General features: G+C 68.0%; 13 protein-coding genes. 10 read left to right on the forward strand and 3 right to left on the reverse strand.

What is annotated here, in order from left to right; all coding sequences use genetic code 11:
* Positions 1-78: 78 nt before the first annotated feature.
* From ACSUZC_RS21050 to ACSUZC_RS21085, 8 genes are all read left to right on the forward strand, one after another.
* Entirely contained in the window at positions 79-723 is a 645-nt protein-coding gene (locus ACSUZC_RS21050) for a TetR family transcriptional regulator (protein ID WP_439030396.1), read from the forward strand.
* A 77-nt stretch (positions 724-800) separates the two neighbouring features.
* A complete protein-coding gene (locus ACSUZC_RS21055; protein WP_439030397.1) occupies positions 801-2,051 on the forward strand; it encodes a phosphatase PAP2 family protein in 1,251 nt (416 codons plus the stop codon).
* A gap of 344 nt (positions 2,052-2,395) precedes the next feature.
* The gene (locus ACSUZC_RS21060; RefSeq protein ID WP_439030398.1) at positions 2,396-3,670 is read left to right on the forward strand and encodes an ABC transporter substrate-binding protein; all 1,275 of its coding nucleotides are present in this window, start codon (positions 2,396-2,398) and stop codon (positions 3,668-3,670) included.
* 111 nt (positions 3,671-3,781) lie between these two features.
* On the forward strand, positions 3,782-5,785 hold the full coding sequence (locus tag ACSUZC_RS21065; protein ID WP_439030399.1) for an ABC transporter permease: 2,004 nt from the start codon (positions 3,782-3,784) through the stop codon (positions 5,783-5,785).
* Positions 5,778-6,674 carry an ABC transporter ATP-binding protein gene (locus ACSUZC_RS21070; protein ID WP_439030400.1) on the forward strand — a complete coding sequence of 299 codons (897 nt, stop codon included), beginning with the start codon at positions 5,778-5,780 and terminating at the stop codon, positions 6,672-6,674. Before ACSUZC_RS21065 ends, ACSUZC_RS21070 begins: the two co-directional genes overlap by 8 nt.
* Entirely contained in the window at positions 6,671-7,453 is a 783-nt protein-coding gene (locus tag ACSUZC_RS21075; RefSeq protein ID WP_439030401.1) for an ABC transporter ATP-binding protein, read from the forward strand. Before ACSUZC_RS21070 ends, ACSUZC_RS21075 begins: the two co-directional genes overlap by 4 nt.
* A 59-nt stretch (positions 7,454-7,512) precedes the next feature.
* Positions 7,513-8,187: a TetR/AcrR family transcriptional regulator gene (locus ACSUZC_RS21080; protein ID WP_439030402.1), complete on the forward strand. Its 675-nt coding sequence runs from the start codon at positions 7,513-7,515 to the stop codon at positions 8,185-8,187.
* Positions 8,188-8,378: 191 nt separating this feature from the next.
* On the forward strand, positions 8,379-9,011 hold the full coding sequence (locus ACSUZC_RS21085; protein ID WP_439030403.1) for a pyridine nucleotide-disulfide oxidoreductase: 633 nt from the start codon (positions 8,379-8,381) through the stop codon (positions 9,009-9,011).
* On the opposite strand, the gene ACSUZC_RS21090 is transcribed toward ACSUZC_RS21085, so the two are convergent.
* Entirely contained in the window at positions 8,963-10,231 is a 1,269-nt protein-coding gene (locus tag ACSUZC_RS21090) for an oxygenase MpaB family protein (protein ID WP_439030404.1), read from the reverse strand. The genes ACSUZC_RS21085 and ACSUZC_RS21090 overlap by 49 nt on opposite strands.
* 120 nt (positions 10,232-10,351) lie before the next feature.
* Here ACSUZC_RS21090 and ACSUZC_RS21095 point away from each other — a divergent pair, with 120 nt between their 5' ends.
* Positions 10,352-10,912 (forward strand): TetR/AcrR family transcriptional regulator, encoded by a 561-nt coding sequence (locus ACSUZC_RS21095; protein ID WP_439033192.1) that lies wholly within the window; start codon positions 10,352-10,354, stop codon positions 10,910-10,912.
* Between the two features lie 22 nt (positions 10,913-10,934).
* On the opposite strand, the gene ACSUZC_RS21100 is transcribed toward ACSUZC_RS21095, so the two are convergent.
* Positions 10,935-12,515, reverse strand: coding sequence for an MFS transporter (locus ACSUZC_RS21100; protein WP_439030405.1), 1,581 nt, complete (start codon positions 12,513-12,515; stop codon positions 10,935-10,937).
* 87 nt (positions 12,516-12,602) lie between these two features.
* Positions 12,603-13,790, reverse strand: coding sequence for a carboxylate--amine ligase (locus ACSUZC_RS21105; RefSeq protein WP_439030406.1), 1,188 nt, complete (start codon positions 13,788-13,790; stop codon positions 12,603-12,605).
* A 236-nt stretch (positions 13,791-14,026) separates the two neighbouring features.
* Here ACSUZC_RS21105 and ACSUZC_RS21110 point away from each other — a divergent pair, with 236 nt between their 5' ends.
* Positions 14,027-15,145: an EamA/RhaT family transporter gene (locus ACSUZC_RS21110; RefSeq protein WP_439030407.1), complete on the forward strand. Its 1,119-nt coding sequence runs from the start codon at positions 14,027-14,029 to the stop codon at positions 15,143-15,145.
* Positions 15,146-15,150 lie beyond the last annotated feature (5 nt).

Below are 15,150 nucleotides of genomic sequence, written 5' to 3' on the forward strand. Positions count from 1 at the left end.
CGACAGCACCTGACGGTGACAAGGCCTCACAGCGACAAGGCCTGCAGCGACAAGGCATCTCATGACCGCTGAGGACACATGGCCGACCGCCTGACGGCGAGCGCCCCCACCGGCGCCCCGGGAGACACCCCGGGGCGCCGGATGGGCCTGCGCGAGCAGAACAAACTCCGCACCCGCAACGCGATCCGGCAGGCCGCCATCACCTTGATCGCCGAACAGGGTTATGCCGGAACAACCGTCGAGCAGATCGCCGAGGCCGCCGGTGTCTCGCACACCACGTTCTTCCGCTATTTCCCATCCAAGGAACAAGTGGTCATCGGCGACGAGCACCTGCACGCCGAGGCGCACGCGATCGTCGAGTCGATGCCGCCCGGGCTCAGCCACTTCGACCTCATCCGGCAACTGATGACCGAACTGCACCGCCTCACCATCGACGACCCCTGGGTGGGCAATCCGCTGCGCATGCAACTGATCCGCACCGAACCGCTGCTACAGAAGACCTTTCAGGTCGAGTCCGAACGCATCATCTCCGACATGACGCAGCTGATCGCCGATTACCTGGGGATCGCACCCGACGATTTCCGGCTGAAGGTCTTCCTCGACGCCGTCGCCGGGGTGACCTTTCACCTCGCGACCGAACTCGACGACAATCGCGACATGCCGCAACTGGAGACCACCCTGCGTGCCATCGACCTGCTGGAGCAGGGCCTGCCACTGCGGTGAGGCAGGTACCCGGAGCGTCGTCGTGGGGTGGCGGGCGCCGGCCACCGATGGGCGCAACGAACCTCTACGATCGTGGGGTGATCTCGGACAGCGCCGCCCAGACCCCGTCGACACCGTCGCTCACGACACCTCGTAGATCCCGGACCTCACGCCTGATCACGTCGACGATCGGTGTGGCCGCCGCCGTCGCGGCCACCCTCACGCTCGCGGCGCCCACGCATGCCGCCCCGGCGCGGCCGAACCCGACGCCGTTTCCCGTCACCGACATCGCGCGGCTGTATGCGTCCGACATCTCGTCGTATCCGGGCGGGGTCTACCTCGAGCCCATCGACTCGTTCGACCCGCTGCGCCGCAACCACCCCGAGGTCATGGCTCGCAACCTCGAGACGGCGGTCGCCGTCAACCAGTCCGCGGCCGACGATCCCGCCCTGCAGCGTCGCGCTCTCGCCGACGCGCACGACGACCCGCTGTGGACGATGTCCGACGCCTTCGGCGCACGCCTGGGACGTCACTTCCGCGACGCCCTCGCGGCCGGGCGACTGCCCAAGACCACGGCGCTCCTCAGCGACTACCTGGCGCGCGCGGGCGGTGTCGCGAACGCGACCTTCGTCGAGAAGTACACCTTCGGCTACGAGCGACCCTTCATCGTCGCGCCCCAACGCATCCGCAAGTACATGCGCGCCGGAGCCAGCGAGTACGACGCGCTCGGCAGCAACCCGTCGTTCCCCTCCGGTCACGCCGGCCTGTTCTTCTGGCGTGGGGCGCTCCTCGCGTCGATGCTTCCCGAATTCGGGCCACAGTTGCTCACCCGGGCGTCCGAGGGCGGTTACCACCGCATCGTGCTCGGCGTGCACTACCCACTCGACGTGATCGGCGGGGCGATGGTGGGTCAGGCCGCGGCGGCCGACCGCTGGAACGACCCGCAGTTCCGTCGCCTGCTCACCGCCGCGTCGACCGAGATCCGCAAGGAGCTCGAATGGCGCTGCGGCGCAAGCCTGTCGACGTGCATCGCGCGTGACACCCCGTACCTGACCGACTCCGAGGCGCGGGCCGTCTACGACAAGCGTCTCACCTACGGATTCGGGCGGGTCGCGTCGCCGACCCATCCGATGGTCGTACCGGAACAGGCGGTCGGACTCATCGCCGGCGCCTTTCCGCACCTGACCGTCGACCAACGACGACAGGTACTCGCACAGACCGCGCTCCCGCCCGGTTACCCGCTGGACGACCAGAGGCCAGGTCGCGCCTCCTGGCAGCGCCTCGACCTGGTGCGTGCTTACACCGCCGAGGTGACCGTCGAGGCGAACGGCCGCGTCACCGTTCGCTGACCCCCGGCGGCGGACTCGCCGCACTGAATCGTTTGTCCCACTGCCCGTTGCGAACTCATCGCGACGGGCAGTGTGCGTGGGCATGGCTGCAGTGTGGGTCCAGTTTGGCTCAACAGCTTGACACCAGCGTAAGGATATGGCTACTTTTCGAGTGGTCCACATCACATCCGACGCGGACTCACCGCCCGTGACCAGGGCGGACGGTGCCGACATCACGGACCCGGGCACAGCACTGGGTTGATCGAACCCCATTCACCTCGAAGCCCCGCCGGGGCGATGTCGCCATGGCCTCTCACAGGGCGGTGTCGTCGTGCCCGGAGATCATCGGGAAAGGCAGTCGAAACATGCGTTGGTCGAATTCACGCAGGAGAGCCGGACGGTTGGCGGCAGTCGCCGTCGCCGCGGCATGCATCTTCTCGGTCGTGTCGTGTAGCAGCGACGACGGCGGATCGTCGGACGGTTCAGCCGCGGACTCCAGCGGCACCAAGGCCTCGGGCGAGGCCATCAAGATCGGCTTGTTCAACCCCACCAAGGGACCGGCGACGCAGGGTGGCGTGACCACCGGCAAGGACGCCGCCCTCGACTACATCAACAACCAGATCGGCGGCATCGGCGGACGCCCCGTCGAGATCGTCGACTGCGGCATCGATCAGACGGCACCGGAATCGACGGTGTCGTGCGCGAATCAGTTCGTCGAGGCCGGCGTGGTCGCCGCCATCGACGGTTACAACGCCGAGTCCGCCTCCGCGGTACCGATTCTCACCTCGGCCGGGATCCCGCTGGTCGGTCAGATCCCCTTCAACACCTCGACCGGCGCGTCGGCCGAGAACCGCGTGTACTTCGGGCCGCCGCCCGCCGCATTCCTCGTCGGCTTCATGCAGCAGCTCAAGGCGTCGAACAAGAACTCCCTGACCCTCGCGAACGCCGACCTGCCGCAGGCGCACCAGGTGTTCGACGGACTGATGAAGCCGCTCGGGGCGCAGCTCGGCATCGACGTCAAGTCGGTCTACTACCCGCCGACCGGACCGAACTTCACCTCGCTGGCCACCACCCTGGCCGAGGGCGACCCCGCCGCCGCCGGACTGATGACCTCGCAGAACGACAACGTGTGCACCAAGCTCGCACAGTCGCTGCGGTCGGTGAAATACGAGGGCACCATGTTCATGGCCGCCTGCACCGACTTCATCGACACGATGGGTGCGCAAGCAGTTGGCGCACAGACGTATTCACCGATCTGGCAACCCCCGGCCAAGGATTCTGCACCGGAACCGGCCAAGGCCAACCTCGATATCGCCCAGAAGTTCATCGACGGGCAGGGCGGCACCGGCGGGTTCTACGCGTACGGCACCTTCGCGACCCTCGCGGACTTCGCGATCACGCTCAACAACGCCAAGGTGACCGACTACACCGGACCCAACGTGCTCGGTGCGTTGAAGGCCGTGACGGACTACCAGTCCTTCATCGGCCCGAAGCTCAACTGCGGTAAGCCGACCACGCCGAACTGCACCACCGAGATGCTGCTGTTCGACGTCGTCGCCGAGAAGAAGACCGAACCCGCCACCGGCGGATTCATCACCCCGCTTCCGGCTGCGCTGCAGCGCATTCCGGGCGCTTACTGACGCAGGTCGCGTGTGGCGGGGTGGACACCCACCCCGCCACACCCGACTCTGCTCCATCCGCACCCGCACGCGCGTGAGATCGCCTGCGCGCCGAACGAATGAGTACGCCACATGGGCCAGTTCCTCCAGTTCGTCTTCCTCGGACTCTCCGCCGGTGCCATCTACTCGGTGCTCGCCTCGTCCCTCGTGGGCATCTATGCCGCCACCGGCATCATCAACTTCGCGCAGGGCGCCATCGGCCTGTACTCGGTCTACCTCGTCGCGGCACTGCGCACCGACGGCAGCCTCGTCCTGCCCATCGGCACACTGCGCCTCGGTAGCGAGAGCGATCCCACGTCGATGGAGCTCGCGGTGGTTCTCGGCGTACTCAGCGCGGTGGTCTGGGCGCTGCTCGCCCATGTGCTGATCTTCCGGCCGCTACGGTCTGCCCCCGTGCTCGCGCAGGTGGTCGCCTCGGTGGGCCTGATGCTGTTCATCCAGGCACTCGTGCACTTGCGTTTCGAGACCGAGAACCTCTTCGCCGAGTCGATCCTGCCGGAGACCACCGTCGACATCGCCGGTGCGGTCGTCAACGTCTCGGACCTGATCCTCGCCGGCGTCGCCATCGTCATCTCGCTGGTCCTGTGGGCGTACTTCCGGCTGACCACGCTGGGTGTGGCCACCCGCGCCGGTTCGGAAGACGAACTGGCCGCACGACTCTCCGGCTACTCCCCCGACCGCCTCGCGGGAATCGTATGGGCGCTGACCGGAGCGGCGACCGGGCTCATCGTCGTACTCGCGTCGTTCACCATCGGACTCACCGAGACCAGCTACACGTTCTTCGTCATCCCGGCGCTGGCGGTGGCACTCGTCGGCCGCCTCACATCGTTCGGCATCGCCTGCGCCGCAGGGCTTGTGCTCGGCGCCTTCCAGTCGGTCATCACGTGGCTCACCACCAAGGACTGGTGGCCCGAATGGGCGCAGGCCGGGCTCGGCGATGCCGTCCCGTTCGTCATCGTCGTCATCGCCCTGTTCCTGCTCGGCGGTCGAATCCCCTCTCGCGGTTCACTCGGCGAGGTGCGGATGCCCGCGGTCCGCATCCCGCGCATCCGGGTGATCCCGACGACCATCTGTATCGCCGTGGTCGTCGCGGCCATCTTGCTCACGTCGGGCAGCTGGCGATTCGGCGTCGTCACCTCGGTGATCCTCACCCTCATCGCGCTGTCGCTGGTACTGCTCACCGGTTATCTCGGTCAGATCTCGTTGGCCAGCATGGCCTTTGCCGGTGCGGCCGGTTTCGCACTGTCGAAGCTGACGACCAACTGGAACGTGCCGTTCCCGTTCAGCATGATCTTCGCGGCCCTCATCGCGACCGGCCTCGGTGTCCTGGTGGGCGTACCCGCGCTCCGCATCCGCGGGGCCCAGCTCGCCGTCGTGACATTGGCTGCCGCCTTGGCCATCCAGAGCTTCGTCTTCAACAATCCGGCCATCACCTCATTCGAGGGCAACCTCATCGCGGACCCGACACTCTTCGGCCTCGATCTCGGGGTGCGCGACGGCACCAACCTGGTCACGATCCGGTTCTCGCTGATGGTCTTGATCGTCGTCGCGATCGCGACCCTCGTGGTGCTGCGCTTCATGGGCGGCTCCACCGGCCGGGCCTTCCTCGCCGTGCGCTCCAACGAACGTGCGGCGTCATCGGTCGGGATCAACGTCGCCGCAACCAAGTTGCTCGGTTTCGCGCTCTCGGCGTTCCTGGCCGGCATCGGCGGTTGCCTCATCGGTTACAGCCGCGGCCAGTTGTCGGCCGGCTCGTTCACCGTGATGATCGGCCTCACGCTGCTCGCGATGACCTACGTCGGCGGCATCACGTCGTTCGCCGGCGCGGTCCTCGCCGGCATCATCGGACCGCTGGGCGTCGGCTACGTGTTCCTCAACCAGACCCTCAGCCTCGGTGAGTACTACGAGCTCTTCGCGGCCGGCAGCCTGCTGTTGATGGCGGTGCTGAACCCGGTGGGCGTCGCGGGCGCGATGTCGGAGTTCGGCGAGCGCATACGTTCCCACCGCCGCGGACCGACCCCACACCCGGAAGCGCCGGGTGCGGCGCAGAGCGCACAGGCAGGTGCACATGTCTGAGACGACACTGGAGCCGCAGACGGCTCCCCCGACGCTGCTGGAAACAGGCGGGTTGTCGGTCCGATACGGCGGCGTCAGCGCCAACTCCGACATCGACATCACCGTCGGCGCCGGGGAGATCGTCGGATTGATCGGACCCAACGGGGCAGGCAAGACGACGTTCGTCGACGCCGTCACCGGCTTCACCAAGTCCACCGGCCGGGTGTCGCTGCGCGGGGAGAGCCTGGAGAAGGCGAGCCCGCATCGTCGCCGACGCGCGGGGATGGCCCGCACGTGGCAGGCGGGCGAGCTGTTCACCGACCTCACCGTCGCCCAGAATCTGGCGGTCGCCGTCCAACCGGTCGGCATCCGGGCGATGCTGTCCGACGTGCTCAACGGCTCCCGGCCACCCGCGGACGTCATCTCGCACGCACTCGATCTCGTCGGGCTGGCCGACGCCGCCGACCAATTGCCCGGGGAACTCACTCTCGGACAACAGAAGTTGGTGGGTGTCGCGCGCGCGCTCGTGGGTGGGACCCGACTCGTCCTGCTCGACGAGCCGGCCGCCGGACTCGACACCCACGAGAGCCGGGACTTCGGCACGGAACTCCGCCGGATCGCCGCGACCGGCATCGGCATCCTGCTGATCGACCACGACATGTCGCTCGTACTCGACGTGTGCGACCGCTTGTACGTGCTCGACTTCGGCCGGGTCATCGCCAGCGGACCACCGGCCGCCATCCAGGACGATCCCGCCGTGATCTCGGCCTACCTCGGCAGCCCCGAGGTCGACCCGGACGCGGTCGCCGATCTGCCGGCTACGGCCGGCGACCCGTCCGAACCCGGTCTCGACACCGAACGACCGTCAGACAACGGCCCCACCGGGCACGCCTCGAAGGAGACGCGATGAGCGCGCACGCCGAACCGTCACCCGCGGCCGACCGACCCCGACCGGCGACACCGGACCCGACGACCGCGGTGCTGACGATCGACGACATCACCGTCGGCTACGGCGGGGTTCCCGCCGTCCGAGGCCTCAGTGCGTCGGTCCGGCCCGGTGAGATCCTGGCACTGCTCGGCCCCAACGGTGCGGGCAAGACGACCACTCTGCTCGCCGCGATCGGCGCGCTCGGCCTCATGTCCGGCACGGTGACCGCCCTGGGCGATCCCATCGACCGACGCATCGAACGCAACGCCCGGCGCGGCGTCACCCTGGTCCCCGACACCCGTGGCGTGTTCCACCGGTTGTCGGTGTCGGACAACCTGCGCCTCGCCAAACGACGCAACGGAACCGAACTCGACACCGTCTACCAGTACTTCCCGAAGCTGAAGACGATGCGTGGCCGGCGATGCGGCAACCTGTCCGGCGGGGAACAGCAGATGCTGGCCCTGGCCAAGGCACTCCTGGCGAGCCCCAAGGTGCTGCTCATCGACGAGTTGAGCCTGGGCCTGTCGCCGGTCGCGGTCCAGGACCTGCTGCCCCGGCTGCGTTCCATCGCCGACGAGCATCAGATGGCGGTCGTCCTCGTCGAACAGCACATCGATCTCGCGCTGGGGATCGCCGACTCGGCGATCGTGTTGCACCACGGCCGCGTCGCGCTGTCGGCTCCGGCGCGCGAGCTGCGGAACCACCGGGATAAAGTCGAGGCCGCCTACTTCGGCCGGACCGTCGAGGATCTCGCCTCGTAGCCCGCCGGCGGCAGCAGGCGCACCGCACGGACTGACGACGAGACGGAACCGAGAACGACGTGGCCACCGCGGACAACGCCCCCGCACGGGATGACGGACGCGTCGCTCGCCCGACGCGCAGCACCCGCAACCGGCCCACCGACGACGAACTGCTCGACGCCGCGTGCGCGGTCATCGCCGAGGTCGGGGCCGAACGCACCACGATGACCGCCATCGCCGAACGCGGCGGCACCACGCGGGTGACCCTGTACGCCCACTTCGGATCACGCGACGAGCTGGTCGGCCGCGTGATGGCCCGTGAGCTCGACACCTTCACCTCGTTCATGTTCGAGGTGTACGACGCCAGCGAGGACATGCCCTACGGTGCCCGCGCCCGGTATTCGGTGCAGTGCCTGTTCGACTACGCCCGACGTCACCCGGCGGGACTGCGCGTCCTCATCGGCCATCGCGAAGGCGGCGGCGACCGCAAGCTGTACGCCGCTCTCGAACCACGGATCGCCGCCCGCCTGCGCGACAACTACGCCGAACGAGGCGCGCACATCGCCGCCAGCGCGGACACCCTCGCCTCACTGCTGCTGGGGATGAGTCTCGACGTCGCGCACCGGGCACTGATCGTCGACGGCGCCGGTGTCGACGAGGCCTGCGACCTCGCGATCACCGCCACCCTCGCAGTACTCCGCGACGTCCGCCCCGAACAGCTCGAAGCGCTCGACGCCTCGCTCGAGAAGCGCTGAGCGGGGATCGGGAGCGCACCTCGAGGGGCACCCTCCGTCGGTGACCCGCCCGCTTGGACCGCCGCCTCCAGCCCCGGCAAGCCGACCTCAAGTTTCCACCAAGAGCCGCACGACATCCTCGATTCCACAACAGATCGCGATCGAGCCGCCCGCCCCGGGCACTCGCCGACCCTCACGATTGGAATCCCACGATGTCGCGCCCCTCCCCCTCGAATCCCGCTTCTCCCGCCGTCGCCGGACCCGGCGCCGGGACGATCCCGCCGGTGGACCGCCCCCTGTGGCAGATCGGGCGTCGCGCCACCGTCATCGTCGCCTGTATGGGGTTCTCCGTGCTGGCGGCCTGCAGTGTCAGCGTCGGATCCCAGACCGTCGAGGAGGCGTCCGACATCGACGTCGGTGAGTGCCTGCAGATCGGCGGAGAGGCCGGCGACGGCAAGGTCGAGGCCACCAAGGCCGAATGCGAGGGCACCGAGGGGCTGACGTTCTACGCCGCGGACAAGGTCGCCACCTCGGCCGAATGCGGCACTCCCAACACATCGGCGCTCACCTTCGCCGAAGGGTCCCAGAAGCTCTGCCTGACACCGAATTTCGCCGTCGACACCTGCTATCAGATCCCGCTCAACGGCGGCAAGCTCGCCGACTATCGGGAGGTGGAGTGCAACGCCTCGCCCGCCGCGAACACCATCGTGGCCAAGTCGGTGAGTCGTGGCGACGACTCGGTCAGCTGCACCGACGAGGAGACGAAATGGGCGTTCACGCAACCCGTCTCGGTGGGTTACTGCCTGACCGAGGACGTCACCGCCGCAGGCCGGTTCGATGGCTGAGCGCGCGTCGATGAGATCGACGACGCTGATGACGTCGAGGCGGCAGGTGCGGTGTCGACGAGGTCATGGGACATGCGGTAATCCCGGCGCATCCGCCGCATCTCGGCATCGCGGGCTCGATACGCCGCCTCGATCCGGGCCCGATTGCGCCGCTCGCCCCGCAACCTCCGCTGCGCCGAACCCGCCGTCGCGAGAATCGGACCCACCCGGCCCAGAACGTGCTTGAGGGGCCCGTCCGGGATTCCGAGTGCATCGGCGTCGGCGTCGCCGATGAAGACCCGCTGCAGTCCGTACATCGTCGCGCCGGCGATCCGCTGCCGCAGCGCCCACGGCCCCGGCAGGACCTTCGCCAGCTCGGGACCCAGGTAATCGTCGGTCAGTGCCACCACGAAGTCACGGTCGTCGGGCCCGGGGCCCGGTGACGTCAGGCGGTAGAGCTCCTCGATGCGGACGTGATCGGCCTCGCACGCGGGGTTGAGTTCCGGGCTCATACCCACGACGTGCCCGACGTAACGCCAGAGGTGATAGATGTCGTCGAGTTCGCGATCGGTGAAGCGCACCCCGAGCTTGTGCATCGCGTCGATCGCGATGTGACCGAACTCGGCCATGGTGAAGGCCATGTACGGCTGCGGAATCGGCACGCCCCAGGCCTCGTGGTCCCAGTCGCCGCGCTTGCCGAGCATGTGCCGGACGTGGGCGTGGATCATCCGGACCCGGACCGTGTAGGCGAAACCGTCTCCGTCGCGACGCATTCCACCGGGCGTGATGACCTGACGCAACCACTCGCCGACCTCGACCGATCGCACCGCGGGTTGCGACACATAGCGCTCGGTGATCGCCAAGGGCTTGCCGGCGAGCGTGTTTCCCGCACCCCTCACGAGCGAGGCGGCACCGAGCACGATCCCGAGGGGCGCGGTGTGCACGATGAGCGCGTCGGCGGCGCGACCCATTCGGTCGTGATCGACCCAGTCCGGTTCGTCGTCGAGGAAAGCGAACAGGTCGCGCAACGAGGCCGTGGCGTCGGTGACGGCGTCGATCCCGTCGGCCAGCGCCGTCCGCAGAACCGCTGTCGTCGGTCCGCCGGGCTGTTTGTCGGCCGCCACCGCGTCGGCCAGGGGGTCGGCGAGCCACATCTGCTCGAGCCAGACCCGGCCCGCCGCGCCGTACCGCTGCACGGCCGCCTCGGTGTTCACGAGGCCGGAAGGACTGTTCGGTTCCATGAATCCATGAGAACACGAGCGATCCTCACTTACTATTCACTTTCCATGGGCCCACCATCGAACCCTAAAACCGCATCACACCAGGCGCGCAAGTCGCCCCGCCAACAACGCAGCCGGGAGATGCGGCAACGCATCCTCACGTCTACCCTGGCGCTTCTCGAGCGCCGCCCCGAGCGCCGGCCCACCACAGCCGAGCTCGCCGATCACGCCCACGTGAGCATCGGAACGGTGTATCGCTACTTCGCCGACATGGATGCGATCGTCGAGGAACTCCGCCTCGCCGCGGTGCACGACATCACCGCCACCCTGGCCGGGGGCATCGGTCGCGCGATGGATCAGCAACCGCAGGATGCGATGGTCACCGTCGTCGAGACGCTGGTGAGCTCGTTCGAGTCCCACGCACCGGTCCTGCGCGCCTCGCTCGAATTGCAGCACAACGGCTTCGGTGACGCCTGGGCCGAGGTCGAGGCTCCGTTGCTCCCACTCGCGCGCATCCTCCCCTCACGCCTGCGCCCCGACCTCGACGATCAGGCGATCGACGAACTGGTGTTCCTCACCATGGGAGCGACCGCCAGCCTGTGTCTGCGCATCGCGCTCCAGCGTCCTCGCGACTCCGACCGCGAGTCGCTCATCACGATGGCCGCGCGAATGCTGCTGGCCGCCTTCGACTCTCCGCGGTGAGCGGTTCAGTCCCGCCGACGGTTCACAGACTGCGCTGAGCCGCGTACTCCGCCATCGCGGCGCGCTCGGCGTCGTGTTTCGGATAGAAGAAGAACACCACCGTGGCGCCCACGACGACGATGCACGCCGCCGCTCCGTAGGCGACCTTGTCGCCCTGGACGAACGCGTCGCGCGCCGCACCGATGATGTCGTCGGCGTACTGCGGGTAGCGCTCGGCCAACACCTCTGCACTGGAGAAGGACTTGGTCAGCGCGGTCTCGGTCTGTTCGGAGACCTGGTCTGCCTGCGGAGAGCCGGCGATGCTGTCGCGCAACTGATTCGCGTAACCGGCGGTCAGGATCGCCCCGAGGGTGGACTGCAGGATCGCGCCGCCCAGGTCGCGTTGCAGGTCAGACATGCTCGACGCCATTCCCGCGCGCTGTACGGGGACCGAGCCGGTGAGCGACTGTGACGCCGGCGTACCCGCCAGTCCCACACCGACACCCACCAGCACGTACACCAGTCCGACGTGCCAGAAGTGGGCATGCTCGTCCCAGGTGAGCATCGCGAGCACCAGGCCGACCACGATGAACGCATACCCCGACAGCAAGGTGAACCGTGAGCCCATGCTCTGCACGAGCTTGGCCGACCGCGGCGCCACGACGACCATCGCGGCCGCGGCGGGCAGGATCGTCGCACCCGCCGCGAGCGTCGAATAACCGAGTACGTTCTGCATGTACTGCTGGCCGATGAACATCGCACCCATCAGGGTGCCGAAGACGATGAGACCGCCCACCGCGGCCACCCAGAAGGTGCGTCGCGCGGCGATCCGCAGGTCGAACAGCGGGACGTGCACGGTCAGCTGACGCCAGACGAATCCGGCACCGGCGACGAGGGCTGTCGCGGCGAGGATGTACACCTGGAGTCGCTGATCGGAATTCGGCGCGAAGTTGATCGCGAGCACCAGCGACCCGACCATCACGATCGAGACGATGCCGCCGAGGTTGTCGACGACCGCGGCCTCGTCCCCGGTGTCGGTGGGCACCAGACGCCATGCGGCGACCAGCGCGACGACCGCGAGCGGCAGGGTCACCAGGAACACCGAGTGCCAGGAGAACACCTCGAGCAACGCCCCGGACAGGACCGGTCCCAACGCCGAGATCGCACCGCCGAACGCCGACCACGCGGCGATCGCCCGCGTCCGGCGCGGCCCCGACCACAGAGCGGTGATCACCGCCAGCGTCGTGGGGAACGCCAGACCGGCGGCGATACCACCGACAAGTCGTGCGCCGAAGAGGACTTCGACACTGGGCGCGAATCCGGCCACCACGGACGCCGGGATCGACAAGCTCATGCCGAACACCAGCATCCGCTTACGTCCGTGGCGGTCGCCGAGCGCACCGAAATACAGCACCGACGCGGCCAGACCCAGCGAATATCCCACCGCGATCAGGTTCAGCTGCGTCGAACTCGCGTCGAGCGCCTTACCGATGTCGGGCAGCGCGACGTTCGCGACCGCGAGATTGATGTTGGCCACACCGGCCACCAGGATCAGCGCGACGAGGATCGCACGCGCGTTCTTCGGGGCCGTACCCGTTTCGACCTCGGGCGTCGTCGACGTCATCGGAAAATCGTACGTTCTCGAGATCGGTATGACGTGGCGTCCGGGAAACGGACACAGCGTCATACGATCAGCGCCGCCCGGCGCCGGTCAGAGGCTGATGCGCAGTCCGTCCCACTCGTGATCGTGCATGAATCCCTCGGCGAGGCCGACCCGGTACTTGAGACAACTGCGGAGGATGCCCACGTAGGCGAACGGCAGCATCAGCGCCGGCTTCTGGTCGCCGGGGCAGCTGACCACATCGGACGCACCGCGGAAGTCACGCACGAAGTCGCGCAGCGTGCGGTCCTTGCGAGACGACGACCGCCACCCGTACAGCAACATGCCCAGCCCGATCATCTTGTCGACGCCCGACCCCGGCGTGATGACCCCGGCATCCGGGTCGGCGGTGCCGAGGAAGGCACGGTCCACGCCGTCCTCGGGGCTGAACATCATGATCCCGCTCGTCGCCCGCGGATTGCACTCGATGCAGAACAGGTCGCCGGACCCGTTCTTGTCCTCGATGAAATCGAAGCCGATCTGGCCGGTGAAGTTCACGCGGCGCACGAAGTCGCTGACCCACGCGGCGATCCGCGGGTGGTCGACGGACCGGAAGTTGAGGCACGAGCTCCCGTCGATCGCGTAATCGACCGGATAGGTGGCGTGCGCGTAGACCCGGCCCTCATGGCACACCGAGTAGGTGCAGTAGTTGTTGCCCGACGCCCACTCCTGGGCGATCCACGGGTTCTGTTCGTCGTGTTCGAGCCATGTCAGCGGGTCGCCCGGCGACACCTTGTGGACCTTCTGCGAACCGCGCGAATAACAGCGCTTCAGCGCGAACGGTTGCTCGAAATCCAGCGAGCCGACGTCCTCGGGTCCGGTGACGCGAGCGAATTTCCGAGTCGGAATGCCCAGTTCGACGAGCAGCTCCTGGAAATCGTATTTGTTGTGCAGCCGGTTCTCGGTGGCGAAATCGGACAGGAACAAACGACATCCGGGCGGGAAGACATCGGCGAGCATCGCGATGATGTCGGTCTCCTCGTGCACCGGGATCACCATGTCCACGTCGTTGTCGGCCACGATCCGCGCGAGGGCGTGGCAGTACGCGAGGGGCTCGAACTTGGGCGGCGGCACGCGGTGGAAGCCGCTGACCGCGTTCGAGAATCGGCTGATGCCCACCGGAATCGAGTCGACCACGGTGACCCGGTGCCCGCCGGCCGCCATGAGGCGGGCGAGTTCCAGAGACAGGAACGACCTGCCGAAGGTGATCAGTACATGAGCTCGTCCGGCGCTGTCCACCCGGGCGAGTCTATCGGTGGCAATCGTCGACGCATCGGGTGGACGATCCGGGGTGATCGGTTGCACAGACATTCTTCGTCGAAAAACGGACACCTCGGGAATATTCGTTACCCCGTTGTCGGTTCGTGCTGTTAGTTTTCCCACGATCGGCCGCGAGCCGGTCGAGCCTGAAGACAGTCGGGGTGGTCGGCGGTCCGGGTTCCGCCGAGGCGGCCTCCGGAACGGATGGAGGAGGCATGCAGCTGTTCGTGATCGGCGTGATCGCCGCCTGCCTCGCCGCCGTCGCCTACGGGATGTCGACGGTGCTGCGTGCGCTGGGCGCCCGCCGCGTCGCCGAGGCTGCCGCCGACGAGGGCGAGGGCATCACCACCGAGAACGGCGCACCGACCCTGTCGTCGACGATGTCCACCCTGGTGGACCCCGCATTCATCCTGGGTACGACGCTGGTGGTCGTCGGCTTCGCCGGCGGCGCGCTCGCCGCGCGGTTCCTGCCGCTGTTCCTCTCGCAAACCATCGTGTCGGCCAATCTGGTCATCACCGCCCTGCTCGGCACGATCATCCTCAACATCGCACTGCACACCCGGGAATGGGTGGCCATCTGGCTCGTCGTGTTGTCGTTGTGCCTGCTCGGGGTGTCCTCGGCGCACCACACCGGCGGCGGCGAGGAGATCGCCTTCCACTGGGGTCTGTTCATCGCCACCCTCGGGCTGTGCGCCCTGGCCCTCGTCGGCGTCTACAACCTCGGCCCGGCCGGGGCGATCGTCGGCGGCGCATCGGCCGGACTCCTGTTCGGCATCATCGCGATCGCGGTCCGCATCCTCGACGGCGTGCAGCCGTTCGACGCCGTCGCCCTGCTGACGGATCCGGCCGCATGGACCATCGCGGCCGCCGGTGCCGTCGGGTTCTACGTGCAGACCGTCGCATTGCAACTCGGGGCGGTCAACGGCGTGACGGCCGTGCTGGTGGTGGGCGAGACCGCCGGACCCAGCCTCGTCGGAGTCGTGTTCCTGGAGGACACCGCCAAGCCCGGACTCGGCTGGCTGGCGATCCTCGGTTTCGTCGGCGCGGTCATCGGTGCCGTTCTGGTGGCCTGGTACGGGTCGGTCGATCCCGACCACCTCGGCGAGGCACCACCCATGAAGGGCGGCTGGCGGCGCGGTCGTGAGGAGCCCGACGCCGACGGCACCGCCGACACGAGCGATGCCGACGCACAGACGGAGACGCCCCCGCAGACGGAGCCACCCGCGCGTACCGAGGTCCGTGCGCGCCGGGACCCGTTCACCCGGCACGACTTCGGGCATCGCGAGAGTCCCCGACCTGATTTCACCGACGCCCGCGACTCCCGCGGAACCTGATGTCA

The sequence above is a fragment of the Gordonia terrae genome (assembly GCF_051789125.1).
GTDB classification, from domain to species: Bacteria; Actinomycetota; Actinomycetes; order Mycobacteriales; family Mycobacteriaceae; genus Gordonia; species Gordonia terrae_A.